We start from the raw sequence: 16651 nt of genomic DNA on the forward strand, positions 1-16651 counted from the left end.
GGCTACGGTCGAGACCGGGGGGCACGAGTCGTCGCACCGAGGAGTACCTATGGCTACATCGTCGTTGTCCACCGCAGAGCAGGCCCGACTCACCAGCGGCAAGAACTTCTGGCAGACCAAGTCCGAAGGCGGCCTGCCGTCGATCGCGATGACCGACGGCCCGAACGGACTGCGCAAACAAGAGGGCTCGTCGGACGCCCTCGGCTTGTCGGAGAGCGTTCCCGCGACCTGCTTCCCGCCGGCTGTCGGGCTCTCCCAGACCTGGAACCCCGACCTCGCCGCCCGGATCGGCAAAGCCATCGGCGCCGAGGCACTCGCCCGCCAGGTGTCGGTCGTTCTCGGCCCCGGCATCAATCTCAAACGTTCCCCACTCGGCGGCCGCAATTTCGAGTACTACTCCGAGGATCCTGTTCTCTCGGCAGCATTCGGCGAAGCGTGGGTACGCGGCGTGCAGAGCGTCGACGTGGGTGCGTCGCTCAAGCACTTCGCGGCCAACAACCAGGAGACCGATCGCATGCGGGTGAGCGCCGCGATCGACGAGCGCACACTGCACGAGCTGTACCTTCGAGCGTTCGGCCACATCGTCCGCACCGCACGACCGTGGACGGTGATGTGCTCGTACAACCGCATCAACGGCGTCCACGCGAGCGAGAGCCGCGAATTGCTGACCGACATCCTGCGAGACACATGGGGATTCGACGGCGTGGTGGTCAGCGACTGGGGCGCAGTTGTCGACCGTGTCCGCTCGGTGGCCGCCGGACTCGACCTGATGATGCCGTTCGGGGGCGACGAACTCGACGACGACGTCGCGGCTGCCGCAGACGACGGCCGCCTCGACCCGCAGGCACTGCAGGAGTCTGCCGACCGGATGATCGCGCTCGTCGAACGAGCAGCACCGCACATCCGTTCGGAGAACGGCACATTCGACGTCGACGCCCATCACGCGCTGGCACGCGAGACCGCTGCCCAGGCAATCGTGTTGTTGCGCAACGACGACAACCTCCTCCCCTTCGACACTTCCGAATCGCTTGCTGTCATCGGCACGATGGCCTCGCAACCGCGCTATCAGGGCGGCGGGTCGTCGAAGGTCAACGCCACCAAGGTCGACATCCCGCTCGACGAGATCAAGAGCCATGCAGGCTCGGAAGTCGTCTACGCCGCCGGCTACACCACCGACGACAACGATTCCCAGAACCGCAGCGACCTCATTTCCGATGCCGTCGCCGCAGCGCGATCGGCCACCAACGTCGTGCTGTTCCTCGGGCTCGCCGAGCACCAGGAGTCAGAGGGATTCGACAGGACCACCATCGACCTTCCCGCCGATCAACTCGAACTCGCCGAGGCGGTTCTGGCCGTGAATCCCCGCACGGCCGTTGTGCTCTCACGCGGCGGAGTGCTCCGCGTCGCGCCGCTCCTCGCACCCGCGATCCTCGACGGAGCGCTTCTCGGCCAGGCAGGCGGAGGCGCCATCGCCGACGTTCTGTTCGGTAGCGTCAATCCGTCCGGGCGCCTGTCGGAAACCATCCCGCTGCGCCTCGAGGACAACCCGAGCTACCTGAACTTTCCCGGCGAATTCCAGCACGTCACCTACGGCGAGGGACTGTTCATCGGCTACCGCTGGTACGACGCACGCAAGATGAACCTCTCCTATCCGTTCGGACATGGCTTGTCCTACACCGACTTCGACTACCGCGACCTAACGGTCACCGAAACCGCCGACGGCCTCGCCGTCGAGCTCACAGTCGCGAACGTCGGGAGGGTCGACGGACGCGAGGTCGTGCAGGTCTACTCCGGCATCGAGACCTCGTCTGTCTCGCGACCGGTGCGCGAACTGAAGGCCTTCGCCAGCGTTGACGTCAAGGCCGGCGAAGAGCAGCGCGTCACCATCAGCGTGCCGCGGGATGTATTGGCGTACTGGGATGTTCGCGTCCACGATTTCGTCGTCGAAGGCGCGACGTATCGGATCGACGTCGGAGCGTCGAGTCGCGATATCCGCCTGCACGCCGATGTCGAGGTCAAGGGAGACGAGATCACCATCCCACTGACCACCAATTCGACCATCGCCGAGGTGGTTTCGGTCCCCAGCGGCAAGGATGCGTTGACCGACCTGGTCAAAAGCTCCTTCCCCGACGTCACCGAGGCCGACGGACCGGGACTGCTGGCCATGATCGGCTCTGTTCCTGTCGACAGACTGCCCGAATTCACCACGGGCGCGGTCACCAAGAGGGCGCTGGCCGAGAAGCTCGACGCCGTCAACGTCGACGCCGGAAACTCATCCGACGAGTAGTCGCCGATCGACGGCTACTCGCCACCTGTCGCTGAGGCATCCGCCGCACGGGCAGGAGCTTCGGACGGCGCCCCTGTCGTCGCGCCGCCCTCAGTCGTCCCACCCTCGGAGCCGGCCGACCCCTCCGTTCCGTTCGGCACGGTCGGACTGCTCTGCCCTATGGGTTCGGTGGGCACCGTGGGTTCGGTGGGCACCGGTGACGCGGGCGGCGACTCCACGACGCTCGATTCGGTTGCAGCTTCGGATGTTCCAGAGCTGTCCGAGGATTCAGGCGTGCTCGAGGATTCGGTCGTGACAGCGGATTCGGTCGTGGCAGCGGATTCGGGGGCAGTCGCTCGCGGTTCGGATGTGGCTGCGGCTCTCGACAGACCCGTGGTCGTGCGTGCCGCCGCAGTCGCGGCGCCAGAGTCCGCCGCCTCGGCCGCCGTGGCGGAAGGCGTTTGGGCTGCGACGTCGGAGGCGCTCTGCGGATGGTCGTAAGCGCTGTCGACGATCTTTTTGAGCGGATCGTTGAGCGCGTCTGCGACAAACCCGAGTCCGATGAATCGCAGCGGCTGCAGCAGCGGGAGGTCGTGGGACGGAATCATCACGTAGGTGGTGTTGCCGTCGGTCCACCTGACATTGTTCGGATCGTCGGGATCGGCGTCCACATAGGCGAACGGGTGGACGTACAACATGCCTGCGATGGCGTTCGCGTAGGCGATGAGGTTGAAGTGCGTCGGCCAATCCGCCCACCCGTCGTACTGCCGCCACAACTCGGTTACCTGGTAGCCGGTGTCAGTTGGTGTCTTCGGCAACCAGGGCGGGCTGTAGGTGTTCTCCGGGTTGCCAACGAGCAGAAACGACGTCGTCGACGGCGGCGCGTACGAGGATGCGTTCTGGCTCAGGTTGCGCAGCCAGAATGCCGCGACCTGTCCACCCTGTGAGTACCCGAGAACCACGACGTTCTTGTCGCCGTCGCTACGGAATGCAGCGTCGAGCGCAAAGGCGCCGATCGAGATCGGACCAACCTCGCCGATGACTCCCCGCAGATGCGACGGGTCAAGCGCTGCCGGAGTCCAGATCTTCGTGCAGTTCGGTCCAGCTTTCAGACACGCTCCCCGCAACAGCGTTTTCATCACGGGAAAAAGGTTGTAGTCGAGTGGTTCGAGCGTGTAAATCGATGTGTCCGACGACGGGGCGGGCAGTACCGCCGCAGTCGCTCGCGGACTACCACTGAACAACGCGAGACTGACCATGCTGCAGGCGAAGAATGCAATGATTCCAGTGTGGCTCAATCGACTCCGGAGGCGGGCCATCCGCGTCATTCCTTTCGACGGCCCCCGAAGGTCTCCCAGAACAAACTGTACGCATAGATAGCGAACCAGACGCGCGTTAATCCGAATTGGATTTGCCTTTTACGTCAAATAGATTTGCCAAAATCAGATACCGTAAGAATCCGCTTGTACAAACCGCGGCGAATCACAATGCACACGCAACTAGTCGATACATTCTGAAACCCTGGCGTATCCCGATTCTGGGCGCATCCGAGTCCTGCGCGCTCCCGGGTGCCGGTGCACGCCAAGGCCCGGCCAGTCTGAACCTCAGCCCAGGTGCGCCTGGGCTCCGGAGTTCTGCTTGTCCATGCGCTCGAGGCGCCCCTCGGTCATCGACGCGATCTGATCGACGATGACGCGCAATCGCGCGGCGTCGGTCTCGGCGGCCTGCCAGGTCGGGACGAAGATCGGATCGAGTCCGCCAGGAGCCGCGGCCATCAACCATCCCGCAACTCGATGGATACGCTCGCGTTGGCGGGCCTGGTGCGACTTGTGGCGTTCGTTGGAGAAGATGAATCGCAGCGCCAAGGTCTTGAGGATCGCAACCTCGGCAGCGATCAGCGGCGGCACCGTCAGATCGGCGTCGTACCGAGCGATCGAGCGCCCACCGACCTGCTCGCGGGTACCCGTGATGGCGGCGGACGCAAACCTGCCGATGAGTTCGCTCGTGAGTCTCTTGAGCCGCACCGACGCGTCGAGGCTGCCGTCGAACACCCCGACTGCACGCACGATGTCCATTTGCGAGAGCCTGCCCGCGGCGTCGATCAGCGGTTCCGGTTCCAGCTCGGGAAACTCCGCGACGCCAATCTCCGCCAGCGTGCGTTGATCGTCAGGGTCGCCGAGTGACCGGAGATCGATACGGTTGGCGATGACCCCGTCTTCAAGGTCGTGCACCGAGTATGCGACGTCGTCCGACCAGTCCATGACCTGTGCTTCGATGCACTGCCGATCGCCCGGCGCACCCCTGCGAACCCACGCCAGGGTGTCAGCGTCGTCGTCGTACGCACCGAACTTGCGGGCCGGTGGCCGGCGCAGCCACGGGTACTTGAGCGTTGCGTCCAGAGACGCGCGGGTCAGGTTCAACCCCGCAGAAGCACCATCGGCGTCGAGCAATTTCGGTTCGAGTCGAGTCAGGATGCGCAGGTTCTGCGCGTTGCCCTCGAACCCGCCGATATCGACGGCTACCTCGTCGAGTGCTCGTTCGCCGTTGTGCCCGTACGGCGGATGCCCGATGTCGTGAGCGAGACCGGCGAGTTCGACGAGATCGGGCTCGCAGCCGAGACCGATCGCGATCCCGCGTCCGATCTGCCCCACCTCGAGCGAATGCGTGAGGCGGGTGCGCGGTGTATCACCCTCGCGTGGTCCGACGACCTGGGTCTTGTCCGCAAGCCGACGCAATGCGGCCGAATGGAGTACGCGCGCACGGTCGCGCGCGTACTCACTGCGGTGATCTGTCCTGGTACCGGGCAGGCTGGCTGTCTTCGCGCCCTCACGAACGATGCGCTCGACAGCCTCCTCGCCGTACTCAGCAGTCGGAGGTATACCGGTCAGGCCAGAGAGCGGGGTACTAGTCAAGCACCCAGCCCCGACCGACCGCGAAGTCGGTGACGCGCTGACGGATGGCGACGATCTGCTTGGCAGTCAGGTCACCGGAGGCGTCGAGGAGCAGTTCGGTGATCTCCTCGGTGAATGCCGCTGCATCGAGTGACCCGCCGCCTCCACGGGGACGTCGACGGTCGGCTCCGTGTGAGCGGTCGGAACCGTGCGACCGACCGTGGTGATCGTGTGAATCGCGACGATGTGGGCGCCCCGATCCCGACTCGTCGGAAGGCGCTTCTTCGGTGACCGCGACGTTGACCGCCTTGGCTCCGCGGTCGGTTTCCTCGATATCGAACGAGACCTTGGCGCCCGGCTTCAGCGAATCCTCGTCGATGTCGATGTCATTGATGTGCAAGAACACATCGGCACCGCCGGACTCCGGAGCCAAGAATCCGAATCCTCTGTTCGTGTCGTAATGAACAACTTTCCCGCTGACCGCCACGACTCCACTCACTCTCCTCGCCGCCCGGTCGGACCCCGTGTCCGACCGCGCACGGCAACTCTTCTCAATTGTGACAGACCACCGCAGGTCAGGCCTACCCAACGACCGACTGGCGAACCGCAGACGTCACGCCCCGAGCAGTTTGCTCCCCAGATATTCGACGACGCGGTCGAGCGCGATCCGCTCCTGGCTCATCGTGTCGCGTTCGCGAATCGTCACGGCCTGATCGTCGAGGGTGTCGAAATCGACGGTCACACAGAACGGCGTTCCGACCTCGTCCTGCCTGCGGTAACGCTTACCGATCCCCTGGGCGTCGTCGAAGTCGACGTTCCAGTACTTGCGCAGCTCCGCGGCGAGGTCCTTGGCCTTCGGCGACAGCTTCTCGTTGCGCGAGAGCGGAAGCACCGCCACCTTCACCGGAGCGAGTCGACGATCGAGGCGGAGCACAGTACGAGTATCGGTGCCGCCCTTGGCATTCGGCACCTCTTCCTCGGTCAGCGCGTCACAGAGGAACGCCATCACCGAACGGGTCAGCCCGGCGGCGGGCTCGATCACGTAGGGGGTGTACCGCTCGCCGGTCGCCTGGTCGAAGAAGGACAGGTCTTCACCCGAATGCTTGGCGTGGGTGGACAGATCGAAGTCGGTGCGATTGGCAACGCCTTCGAGTTCGCCCCACGGGTTACCCGAGAAGCCGAACTTGTACTCGACGTCGACGGTGCGCTTGGAATAGTGCGACAGCTTTTCCTTGGGATGGTCGTAGAGCCGCAGGTTCTCCGGATTGATACCGAGATCGGTGTACCAGGCGAAGCGTTGATCGATCCAGTACTGGTGCCATTCCTCGTCTTCACCCGGCTTGACGAAGAATTCCATCTCCATCTGCTCGAATTCGCGAGTACGGAAGATGAAGTTGCCCGGGGTGATCTCGTTACGGAAGCTCTTGCCGATCTGTGCGATGCCGAACGGCGGCTTCTTGCGCGAGGTCGTCATGACGTTCTTGAAGTTGACGAAGATTCCCTGAGCGGTCTCCGGACGGAGGTAGTGCAGCCCCTCCTCGTCGTCGACCGGCCCCAGGTAGGTCTTCATCAATCCGCTGAACGCACGCGGCTCGGTCCAGTTGCCCGGCTGACCCGTCTCCGGGTCGTTGATGTCGGCAAGCCCGTTCTCCGGAGGATGTCCGTGCTTGAGTTCGTACGCCTCGATCAGGTGGTCGGCGCGGTAGCGCTTGTGGGTGTACAGCGATTCGACGAGCGGATCGGTGAACACCTCGACGTGACCACTGGCTTCCCACACGGGCCGCGGGAGGATGACGGACGAATCGAGTCCGACGACGTCGTCGCGACTGGTGACCATGCTCCGCCACCACTGCCGCTTGATGTTCTCCTTGAGCTCCACGCCGAGCGGCCCGTAATCCCATGCCGACCGTGTTCCGCCGTAGATCTCGCCGCTCGGGTACACAAGACCCCGACGCTTGGCGAGGTTGACGACGGCTTCGACTCTGGCAGGGGCAGCATTCGACGGGCGGGAGGCCACAGGGATCTTTCTCCACGGACGTTGGGACAGGTCACGAACTTCTCGCCGGCACGCTGGCCGGCAACCCTTACAGCCTAGCCGTCCGCTGACGACGCCTGACCAGCGCCGTCGAGCATCCTCCGGTTCGAGCAGCGCGACCAGTGGGGCGTCGACCACAAATGACAACCACTTCCCTTAAGATGGAGTGATGGGAACTCGCGGCCAGTGTTCAGACGGCCTCGGCTCGCGCGGCGTCGGTGCCCGCGACGTCGCTGCGCGTGAGGCTGCCAGCGACCTGCTCCGGGCACTCGCATCGCCCATGCGGATCGCCATCGTGTTGGCACTGCAGGAAGACGCCCGCTGCGTGCACGAACTGGTGGGCTCACTCGGCGTGAGCCAGCCATTGGTCAGCCAACACCTGCGCGTTTTGAAGGACGCCGGCGTCGTGAGTGGCGAACGCAATGGTCGCGAGATCATGTACTCGCTGATCGACGACCACCTTGCACACATCGTCACCGACGCCCTCACACACGCAACCGAGCCTCGTCCGACGCCGCAGACACGTGGCCCCGACGCGCCCGCCACGAACACCACGGCCGCAGCGACCACACACCGATCGACCGCGCACAGCGACGAAACGAAACGATGAGCAGCACCGACACCACTGACAACGCCGCGACCACCGACACCACGGGCCGCGAGCGTCCCGTCACCGGAATCCGTTCCACGCGACAACGCGCGGCAATCGCCGACGCACTGTCGGAGGGCGACGACTTCCGCTCGGCACAGGAGCTTCACGAGCAACTCAAGGCCCGTGGCGAATCGATCGGTTTAACCACCGTCTACCGCAACCTGCAGGCGCTGAGCCAGGCCGGACAGATCGACGCACTCTGGGACGGTTCGGGCGAGATGCGTTACCGCAACTGTTCGTCGGTGCATCACCACCACCTGGTGTGCCGGGTGTGCGGCACGACGGTCGAGGTGCAGGCAGATCCGGTGGAGCGCTGGGCGTCGAAGATCGCGGCAGAACACGGCTTCAGCGACATCCACCACACCGTCGAGGTGTTCGGGGTGTGTGCCGACTGCCGCGCCGCGCGCTGACTTGAGTCGGCGCGAGTATGTTCGGCGGGGTTCAGCTCGCGTCGACGAGCTTACGGGCGATGTCGTCGCCGCCGGACAGTACGATGTGCAGCACCGTCAGCAATGGGATGTCGGTGAGGCCGTCGGCCGGAAATGTGTAGTACTGCAACACATCTGTGGTCACGCCGGTCAGATCGGAACGTCGTAGGTTACCGAAGCTCAGCGTCGCGTCGAGTTCTTCGACGTCGGAACGGAGCGCGTCGGTGTTGGGAAGGTTGAGCGCGAGCAACTGTGTCACCGAGACCACCTGAAGGTCGTCGGCCAGCGCGATGACCCGAACCGACGCCCGCGTCGAGCCGACAGCGACGACCACTGATTCGGCGTCGACGTCGGTGACGTCGCCGATCTCGGTCAGGAGCGTGGCCACCCTTTCGAGTAGAACCTGTTGCGCGGCAGAGGAATCCGGGCCCGACTCATTGCTCATCGACTCATCGCCCACAGACTCATTACTCATCGACTCATCGCTCACCGACCACTCACGCTCACTCCGTCGTCATCACGCCGCCGAAGCGGCGGTCGCGTGATGCGTACTCGACGCACGCTGCCCACAGGTCGCGGCGATCGAAGTCGGGAAACAGCTTCTCCTGATAGACCATCTCGGCGTAGGCCGACTGCCAGAGCAGGAAGTTCGAGATGCGCTGCTCCCCCGACGGACGCAGGAACAGGTCGACGTCGGGCATGTCCGGCTCGTCGAGATACTTTGCGAACGACGCCTCGGTGATCCGCTCGGGATCGAGCTCGCCCGCCGCGGCGCGTCGAGCGATCTCCTTTGCCGCGTCGGCGATTTCGGCCCGCCCACCATAGTTCACACACATGGTGAGGGTCATGACCGTGTTGTCCTTGGTCAGTTCCTCCGCGACCTCGAGTTCTTTGATCACGCTGCGCCACAGGCGTGGTCGGCGTCCGGCCCAGCGCACGCGCACGCCCATCTCGTTCATCTCATCACGACGGCGACGGATCACGTCGCGGTTGAAGCCCATCAGGAACCGGACCTCGTCGGGGCTGCGAGACCAGTTCTCCGTCGAGAACGCGTACGCCGAGAGCCACGTGACGCCCATCTCGATGCAGCCGCAGACGGTGTCCATGAGCACCGCCTCGCCACGCTTGTGCCCCTCGGTGCGTGGCAGCCCGCGCTCGGTGGCCCACCGGCCGTTGCCGTCCATCACGAGCGCGACGTGGCGAGGGATCAGTTCGGCGGGCAATGCGGGTGGTGTGGCTCCGCTCGGATGCGGGTCGGGTGGACGAACCGCGCGTCGCTCCTGTGCTGCGGCTTGCTTTGCCCGTTCATCCCGAGCCGCGGACCGCGACCGTAGCGCCATCGCCGGCTCCTCTCACATTCGGTGAAACCAGACTATGAGGGGTTGCGCGTTCGATGAGCGGCAGGGTGCGCAATTGGCGCTCGAGATGCCATTGCAGATGCGCGGCGACCAATCCGCTGGCTTGACGTCGTAGCGACTCGGTCGCGTCCGTGGTGTGCTCCCACTGCCCTCGGTACAGCGAGTCCATGAGATCGAGGACTCCGGGCGACGGGGTCGCGGCTCCCGGCGGACGACAGTGCAGGCATACCGCACCGCCGGCAGCGACGTGGAACGCCCGATGCGGGCCAGGCGAAGCGCAGCGTGCACAGACATCCAAGGCGGGCATCCAGCCGGCGCAGTGCATCGCCCTGAGCAGGAAGGCGTCGAGGATCAGCCCTCCCGGGCGCCGATCATCTGCCAGCGCCTCGAGGGCACCGACGGTGAGCCGGTGCAACTGTGGGGCGGGAGCACGTTCCTCACCGGCAAGGCGTTCCGCGGTCTCGAGGACGGCGCACGCCGTGGTGTAGCGGGCGTAGTCGGCGACGATCGCGTCGGCGAACGCGTGGATCGAATGAACCTGTGTGACGACGTCGAGGTTGCGTCCCGGATAGAGGTGGATGTCGACGTGGGCGAACGGTTCCAGCCGGGCACCGAACTTCGACCTCGTCCGACGCACACCCTTGGCGACCGCACGCACCAATCCGTGCTCCGCGGTCAGCAATGTGATGATGCGGTCGGCCTCGCCGAGCTTGTGCTGACGCAGCACAACCGCTTCATCCTGGTAGAACCTCACCGTGCCATTGTTCCACCGGGCACCGACATGGTCCGTCGAGACATGCCGCTAACCGCTGCCACTTCCGGAGTCGCCCGGTTCGCGCTCGTGGGCACCGACGTGAGTACCGGTCGACGCCTCGCGCTTGCGGACGCTGGCGCCCGCGACCCCGGCCACATGCTGTGGTGCCGGCGTGGTGATCGTCGGGAGGCTGCCGCTACCGCCGTCGAAGATCTTGGCCATCCGCGGCGAGAGCCGCATGCCTCCGGGGAAGCGGTGCCAGCCCTTGTGGTCGTAGTACTTGGTTCCCACCCAGCCCAGCAGTCCGCCCACGATCAGCCCGACGATCGTCTGGATCACGGCACGGCCGAGGCCCGCATCCCAGTCGGCATCGAAGTACAGGATCGACCGAACGCCGAGGTACACCAGATGCATCGGCTCGACGGACGCTATCCAGGCGAACAGTCGCGGGCTGGCCTCCAGCGGCACGGTGCCACCCGACGACGGCAGGCCGAGAATCACGAAGAACACCAGATTCAGGATCAAACCCGGGTTTCCGAAGACGGCCATCGCCGACGCCGCCGACACACCGACGGCGAAGATCACCAACACCGAATACGTCCACAACACAAACGCATTCGGTAACGAGGTCCCCACCGCCGTACACACCCCGACATACAGTGCCGACTGGATGAACGCGATCAGCAACATGATCGTCCACTTGGCGGCGAGAGTTCCCCAGCGCGAGATCGGCAGTCGCAGACGCAGTTGGTAGAACGGGCCGAACTCGATGGGCGTCTGGCCGAGCGCGGCGTCGACCACGATGCTCACCATCATCGCGCCGGTGAAGCCTGCGAGAATCAGCAGCAGTGTGTAGTAGAAGGCCGACAAGCCGTTTCCGGAGCCCTCGGGCAGCGGATTGGGTTCGACGGTCCGCACGTCCACCGGCTGCGAGAGCGCGAGCTGGGCTGCGCCGCTGAACGGTACGTTGGCCTTGGCGAGTTGCTCCCTGACCGACTGCGTGAGTTGGTCGCCCACCTGCTTGTTGACCTGTGTCGACACCCGCTCAGAGAATGTCGTCGTGATAGCCGAGGCGAAGGTTCCCGAGCCGCGATTGATGTAGATGTCGATCGGCAGCTTCTCGGGCTTGGCCTGCAGCACCGCCGATTGGCCGAGTGCCACAGCCTTATTGGTGAAGTTCGGGCTGATGATCACGACGCCGTAGACCTTGCCCGTGTTCAACTCGTTCAGCGCGGTGGTGCGGTCGGTCTTGTGCACCGCGATCCCGCTTTTCGCCGCCTCGTCGATGATGCCCTTGGCGATCTGGTCGCCGTAGTTCTGCTTGTCCGTCCCGCCGTCGGCGTTGGGAACCTCGCCACCGTTGTCCTGGTTGGCCAATGCGATCGGGAAGTCGTGCAGATTGCGTTCCGGATCGGCGATAGCGCCCATGTACAACGCCGCCATGAACGACATGATGACGACGACGAGCAACACCGGTAGGACCCAGAACTTGGGCGCACCCAGCACCTCTGAGATCGTGCTGACCGCCTGCTCCTCGTGCGGGTATCCGTCAGCGCCGGTCTGCACGGTGCTGCTCTCGTCGGTGAGAGTCTCCGTGTTGTGACCGTCGTTGTCGTGACCGTCTTGATCGTGACTGTCGTGATCGTGACCGTCTTGATCGTGACTGTCTTGCGTCGAATCGACCGCGTCGGCTGGTGCCGATTCGTCCGATCCCTCGTGCTTGCCCACCGTCGTACCTCCTGAAGAGATCGGCCGTCAGAAGCCCATTCGTCCCAGCTGTTTGGGGTCTCGCTGCCAGTCCTTTGCCACTTTCACGTGCAGATCCAGGTAGACCTTCACGCCGAGCAGGTTCTCGATCTGCGCCCGAGCAGTGGTACCCACCTGCTTGAGACGCGAGCCCTTGTGTCCGATGATGATGCCCTTCTGGCTGTCGCGCTCCACGTAGAGAATCGCGTGGACGTCGACCATCGGTGCCTGATCGGGGCGTCGGTCCTCGCGCGGGATGACCTCCTCGATCACGACCGCCAGCGAATGCGGCAACTCGTCGTGCACGCCCTCGAGCGCGGCCTCCCGGATGAACTCCGCCATCAGGACCTGCTCGGGTTCGTCGGTCAGCTCGCCGTCGGGGTAGAACGCGGGGCCCGGTTCCATCAGCGAGACGAGGACGTCTGTGAGTACGTCGAGCTGCGCGCCGCTGGTCGCCGACACCGGAACCACCTCGGACTCGCTGCCGAGCAGGTTGCTCAGTGCGAGCAGTTGGGCCGCGACCTTGTCGGGTGTGACACGGTCGATCTTTGTCACGACGCCGAGCACCGTCGTCTTGGGCGCCATCTGTCGCACCTGTGACACGATCCACCGGTCACCGGGACCGATCGCCTCGTCGGCCGGGATGCAGATCCCGATGACGTCGACCTCCGAGTAGGTGTCGCGGACGAGATCGTTGAGTCGTTGCCCGAGAAGTGTGCGCGGTCGGTGCAGACCGGGGGTGTCGACGATGATCAGCTGGGCGTCCGGCCGGTTCACGATTCCACGAATGGTGTGCCGTGTGGTCTGTGGACGATTCGACGTGATCGCGATCTTCTCGCCGACGAGGGCGTTCGTGAGCGTCGACTTTCCCGTGTTTGGCCTGCCGACGAAACAGACGAATCCTGAGCGGAACTCGTCGCTCATGAGTCGACGCGATCGACGACGGCGCCGCTTCCGTCGGCGACGATCAGAGGCGCCGACGGGCTGATCTCGTGCAGGGTCGCCAGGCCGGGATCGTCGGCCCGGCCGCCGACGACGACGGCAGCCTCGAACTCGGCTGCTCCGCTGCCGAGGGCCGTCGCGAGCGCGACCTGAAGACCCGTCAACCGCAGCGAGCGCGTCTCGACGTCTGCCCCGGCGTAGGTACGCCCGTCACCGTCGCGGACTGCCGCGCCCGATGCGGTCTCCGCGCGGGCGCGCGCCCCCCGGGCGAGCACGACGAGTTTGTTGTCCTCGTCGTCGAGTGTCTGGGTCACCTGTGATCCTTGCCGTTGCGTGCGTGAACCGACGTGCCGCGGTCCGAGCCGTTCCGCTCAGAGTATTCCCCATCGGTGTCGGTGTCGGCGTCACGCACTCGGCGCAGCGCGCCCGCGTCGGAATCCGCACGGGTGTCACCGCGTCGTCGGTCACGCCGTGCGTCGTCGTCATCCCGCGACGTAGCGTCTGCGTCGTCATCATCGGCAGATTCCAACTTGGTCACCAACACAGTGGTGATACGTTGGCGCCCTTGCTGATTGGGGCCTCCCTCTGCGACAAGCCGCAGTCCGTGGGATTCGACGTCTGCACCTGGCAGCGGCACACGGCCCAACTCCAGCCCGACGAGTCCACCGACGGTTTCCACCTCGTCGTCGTCGATCTCGATGTCGAACAGTTCGCCGAGATCCTCGACGGGCAGCCGTGCCGACACCCGAACGCGGCCATCACCCAGATCCTCGATCGGCGCGACCTCGTCGGTGTCGTACTCGTCGGTGATCTCACCCACGATCTCCTCGAGTACGTCCTCAATGGTGACCAGGCCCGCGATGCCCCCGTACTCGTCGACCAGGAGCGCCATGTGGTTGCGGGTGCGCTGCATGTCGGCGAGGACCTTGTCCAGTGGCTTCGAGTCGGGCATGAACTCGGCCGGACGCATGAGGTCTCGCACCCGGATGACCGTGATCGGTTCTCCCGCATTCAATGTCGACGCGAGATCTTTGAGGTAGACGACGCCGAGCACGTCGTCGGGATTCTCACCGATCACGGGTATTCGCGAATGCCCGGACCGCAGTGCCAGATTCAGCGCCTGCGCGACGGTTTTATCGTCTTCGATCCAGATCATCTCGGTGCGCGGGACCATCACCTCACGGGCATTGGTGTCTCCGAGGTCGAACACGGATTGAATCATCCGCCGCTCATCTGCCGCGACCACACCGCTTGCCTCCGCGAGGTCGACGACCTCTCGCAACTCGACCTCGGTGGCGAACGGCCCGTTGCGGTAACCGCGCCCTGGGGTCAACGCGTTGCCGATGAGGATGAGGAGTCGGGTGACCGGTGTCAGCAGCACCCCGAGGGCCTGCAGGAACACCGCTGAGGCCAGCGCGACGCTGTAGGCGTGTTGCCTGCCCAGCGTGCGAGGCCCGACCCCTGCCGCGATGTAGGAGAGCACGGTCATGCCCGCGATCGTGACGACGAGCCCCCAGCCGACCCCGAGCGCATCGACCGCCGCGACAGCGGCGAGTGCGACCGCCGCGGTCTCGCAGGCGACGCGAAGGAACACGGCGAGCCCGACGTAGGTGGCGCGCGCATCCAACACCGACACGAGCCTGCGCGCACCGGCACGCTGCTCTTTGACCATGTCTTCGACACGAGCGATGGACACCGTCGACACCGCGGTGTCGACCGCGGCGAACACGCCTGCGAAAGCGAGCAGTACCAGAGCGACGATGAGGAACCAGATGTCTTGCGACAAGGTCACGTGTCCTTGGCCGGGGTCTGACCCGAGTCGGGGGCGTCGGGGGCCGCGTCGACCGACGCGACGTCGGAGAAGCCGATGTTGGTCAACAGCTTGGTGTCACGATCGGACTGTCGCTGCACCTGCGCGACGCGGTGACGTTCGGCGTAGAACTCTTCGAGGATGCTGTTCTGCAGCCCGAACATCTCCTTTTCCTCCTCCGGCTCGGCGTGGTCGTAGCCGAGCAGGTGCAGGACACCGTGGATCGTGAGCATCGCGAGTTCATGGTCGAAGGAGCGTCGTGCCTCCTTGGCTTGACGCTTCGCGAATGCGGGACAGATCACGATGTCCCCGAGGATCGCCGGACCGGGTTCCGCGGCGTCGGGGCGGCCGCCGGGTACGAGTTCGTCCATCGGGAAGCTCATGACGTCGGTCGGGCCGGGCAGGTCCATCCACTGGACGTGCATGTCGGCCATCGTGTCCTCGTCGACGAGAAGCAGCGAGAGCTCGGCTGCCGGATTGACATCCATCGCCCCCACGGCGAACCGCGCCGCGCCGATGATCAGTTCCGCCGGGGCCTCGACGCCCGACTCGTTGGCGAGTTCGATACTCATGAGCGTCGTCCCTGTCCCGCGGCGCGTCGAGCCGCACGATTGCCACCCTGGGCGCCGGCGTCACGTAGCCGACCCGACGAACGGTGTGCCTCGTCGTCGCGACCGTATGCATCGACGATGTCGGCCACCAGCCGATGACGCACGACATCGGAGCTGTTCAGATGCGAGAAGTGGATGTCGTCGATGCCCTCGAGAATGCGCGTCGCGGCGTTGAGGCCGCTCTGCGCTCCGCCGGGCAGGTCGACCTGCGTGACGTCGCCGGTGACGACGACCTTCGACCCGAACCCGAGACGGGTCAGGAACATCTTCATCTGCTCGCTGGTCGTGTTCTGCGCCTCGTCGAGAATGATGAAGGCGTCGTTCAACGTGCGCCCACGCATGTATGCCAACGGCGCGACCTCGATGACGCCCGCCGCCATGAGTTTCGGTATCGACTCCGGGTCGATCATGTCGTGCAGGGCGTCGTACAGCGGCCGCAGGTACGGGTCGATCTTCTCGCTGAGGGTTCCCGGAAGGAAGCCGAGCCGCTCCCCTGCCTCGACTGCCGGGCGCGTGAGGATGATGCGGTTGACCGCTTTGCCCTGCAGCGCCTGGACCGCCTTGGCCATCGCGAGGTACGTCTTGCCGGTTCCCGCTGGTCCGAGCCCGAACACAATGGTGTTGTTGTCGATGGCGTCGACATACTTCTTCTGGTTGAGCGTCTTGGGCCGGATCGTCTTTCCGCGGCGGGAGATGATGTCGAGCGACAGCACCTCTGCCGGCGACTCCGACGATCCTTCGCTCAACATCGACACGCTGTGCCGCACGAGATCGGGGGTGAGCGGAGTTCCGCGTCCCACCAGGTCGACCAGTTCGGCCACAACTCTTTCCGACGCCGCGACGTCGGCCTGCTGACCGCTGAGCGTCACCTGGTTGCCGCGAACATGGATATCGGCGGGGAGCAGCTTCTCCAGGGTGCGCAGGTTGATGTCACTTGCCCCGAGCAGGCCAAAAACCACCTCGGGAGAGATTTCCACGTTGGAGGTGACCACAGGTCTGCCCCCTGATGTTCCGCTGCTCGGCGCGTTCACGTCGGGGGTGCCGTCACTCACGTATGCAATCACTCCTGGTGTCTGGGGCTTTGGGCTCTATGCGTGCACTCGGATTCGGATCGAATCCGTGTCCGATACGAGTCTATCGCGCCACAACGGCCGATCA

General features: G+C 64.9%; 16 protein-coding genes. 3 read left to right on the forward strand and 13 right to left on the reverse strand.

Annotated elements, in window-relative coordinates:
* Positions 1-49 precede the first annotated feature (49 nt).
* A complete protein-coding gene (locus tag RND64_RS13865; RefSeq protein WP_049698326.1) occupies positions 50-2287 on the forward strand; it encodes a glycoside hydrolase family 3 C-terminal domain-containing protein in 2238 nt (745 codons plus the stop codon).
* A gap of 14 nt (positions 2288-2301) precedes the next feature.
* On the opposite strand, the gene RND64_RS13870 is transcribed toward RND64_RS13865, so the two are convergent.
* The 4 genes from RND64_RS13870 to RND64_RS13885 form a co-directional block, all read right to left on the reverse strand.
* Positions 2302-3564 (reverse strand): PE-PPE domain-containing protein, encoded by a 1263-nt coding sequence (locus RND64_RS13870; RefSeq protein WP_160318043.1) that lies wholly within the window; start codon positions 3562-3564, stop codon positions 2302-2304.
* A gap of 306 nt (positions 3565-3870) precedes the next feature.
* Entirely contained in the window at positions 3871-5178 is a 1308-nt protein-coding gene (locus RND64_RS13875; RefSeq protein WP_049698327.1) for a deoxyguanosinetriphosphate triphosphohydrolase, read from the reverse strand.
* Complete coding sequence (locus tag RND64_RS13880; protein ID WP_049698328.1) at positions 5171-5644, reverse strand: cold-shock protein; 474 nt, start codon at positions 5642-5644, stop codon at positions 5171-5173. Before RND64_RS13880 ends, RND64_RS13875 begins: the two co-directional genes overlap by 8 nt.
* Positions 5645-5770: 126 nt before the next feature.
* On the reverse strand, positions 5771-7174 hold the full coding sequence (locus RND64_RS13885) for a glycine--tRNA ligase (protein ID WP_049698329.1): 1404 nt from the start codon (positions 7172-7174) through the stop codon (positions 5771-5773).
* Positions 7175-7361: 187 nt separating this feature from the next.
* Here RND64_RS13885 and RND64_RS13890 point away from each other — a divergent pair, with 187 nt between their 5' ends.
* Positions 7362-7802: an ArsR/SmtB family transcription factor gene (locus tag RND64_RS13890; RefSeq protein WP_049698330.1), complete on the forward strand. Its 441-nt coding sequence runs from the start codon at positions 7362-7364 to the stop codon at positions 7800-7802.
* Positions 7799-8254 carry a Fur family transcriptional regulator gene (locus RND64_RS13895; protein WP_049698331.1) on the forward strand — a complete coding sequence of 152 codons (456 nt, stop codon included), beginning with the start codon at positions 7799-7801 and terminating at the stop codon, positions 8252-8254. The genes RND64_RS13890 and RND64_RS13895 overlap by 4 nt, the downstream gene beginning before the upstream one ends.
* A gap of 31 nt (positions 8255-8285) precedes the next feature.
* Here RND64_RS13895 and RND64_RS13900 read toward each other — a convergent pair whose 3' ends face one another.
* The 9 genes from RND64_RS13900 to RND64_RS13940 all read right to left on the reverse strand — a co-directional run bounded on the left by RND64_RS13900 (position 8286) and on the right by RND64_RS13940 (position 16545).
* On the reverse strand, positions 8286-8717 hold the full coding sequence (locus RND64_RS13900) for a hypothetical protein (protein WP_049698602.1): 432 nt from the start codon (positions 8715-8717) through the stop codon (positions 8286-8288).
* Between the two features lie 58 nt (positions 8718-8775).
* Positions 8776-9612: an isoprenyl transferase gene (locus RND64_RS13905; RefSeq protein WP_005206497.1), complete on the reverse strand. Its 837-nt coding sequence runs from the start codon at positions 9610-9612 to the stop codon at positions 8776-8778.
* Entirely contained in the window at positions 9578-10384 is an 807-nt protein-coding gene (recO, locus tag RND64_RS13910; RefSeq protein ID WP_049698332.1) for a DNA repair protein RecO, read from the reverse strand. The genes RND64_RS13905 and recO overlap by 35 nt, the downstream gene beginning before the upstream one ends.
* A 48-nt stretch (positions 10385-10432) precedes the next feature.
* Complete coding sequence (locus RND64_RS13915) at positions 10433-11950, reverse strand: YhgE/Pip domain-containing protein (RefSeq protein ID WP_235434331.1); 1518 nt, start codon at positions 11948-11950, stop codon at positions 10433-10435.
* A 189-nt stretch (positions 11951-12139) separates the two neighbouring features.
* The gene (gene era, locus RND64_RS13920) at positions 12140-13054 is read right to left on the reverse strand and encodes a GTPase Era (RefSeq protein ID WP_049698334.1); all 915 of its coding nucleotides are present in this window, start codon (positions 13052-13054) and stop codon (positions 12140-12142) included.
* Positions 13051-13386 carry a cytidine deaminase gene (locus RND64_RS13925; RefSeq protein ID WP_049698335.1) on the reverse strand — a complete coding sequence of 112 codons (336 nt, stop codon included), beginning with the start codon at positions 13384-13386 and terminating at the stop codon, positions 13051-13053. Before RND64_RS13925 ends, era begins: the two co-directional genes overlap by 4 nt.
* Positions 13383-14858, reverse strand: a complete 1476-nt coding sequence (locus RND64_RS13930) for a hemolysin family protein (protein WP_200903238.1) — start codon at positions 14856-14858, stop codon at positions 13383-13385. Before RND64_RS13930 ends, RND64_RS13925 begins: the two co-directional genes overlap by 4 nt.
* A 2-nt stretch (positions 14859-14860) precedes the next feature.
* The gene (gene ybeY / locus RND64_RS13935; RefSeq protein ID WP_049698337.1) at positions 14861-15454 is read right to left on the reverse strand and encodes an rRNA maturation RNase YbeY; all 594 of its coding nucleotides are present in this window, start codon (positions 15452-15454) and stop codon (positions 14861-14863) included.
* Positions 15451-16545: a PhoH family protein gene (locus tag RND64_RS13940; RefSeq protein WP_049698603.1), complete on the reverse strand. Its 1095-nt coding sequence runs from the start codon at positions 16543-16545 to the stop codon at positions 15451-15453. The genes ybeY and RND64_RS13940 overlap by 4 nt, the downstream gene beginning before the upstream one ends.
* Between the last annotated feature and the right edge of the window lie 106 nt (positions 16546-16651).

This window comes from Gordonia sp. w5E2, from assembly GCF_036540975.1.
Lineage (GTDB): Bacteria > Actinomycetota > Actinomycetes > Mycobacteriales > Mycobacteriaceae > Gordonia > Gordonia jacobaea.

Coding starts and splice junctions, on each gene's coding strand:
- RND64_RS13865 (WP_049698326.1), top strand. CDS start 50: ATGGCTACATCGTCGTTGTCCACCGCAGAGCAGGCCCGACTCACCAGC.
- RND64_RS13890 (WP_049698330.1), top strand. CDS start 7,362: ATGGGAACTCGCGGCCAGTGTTCAGACGGCCTCGGCTCGCGCGGCGTC.
- RND64_RS13895 (WP_049698331.1), top strand. CDS start 7,799: ATGAGCAGCACCGACACCACTGACAACGCCGCGACCACCGACACCACG.
- RND64_RS13900 (WP_049698602.1), bottom strand. CDS start 8,717: ATGAGCAATGAGTCGGGCCCGGATTCCTCTGCCGCGCAACAGGTTCTA.
- RND64_RS13905 (WP_005206497.1), bottom strand. CDS start 9,612: ATGGCGCTACGGTCGCGGTCCGCGGCTCGGGATGAACGGGCAAAGCAA.
- era (WP_049698334.1), bottom strand. CDS start 13,054: ATGAGCGACGAGTTCCGCTCAGGATTCGTCTGTTTCGTCGGCAGGCCA.
- ybeY (WP_049698337.1), bottom strand. CDS start 15,454: ATGAGTATCGAACTCGCCAACGAGTCGGGCGTCGAGGCCCCGGCGGAA.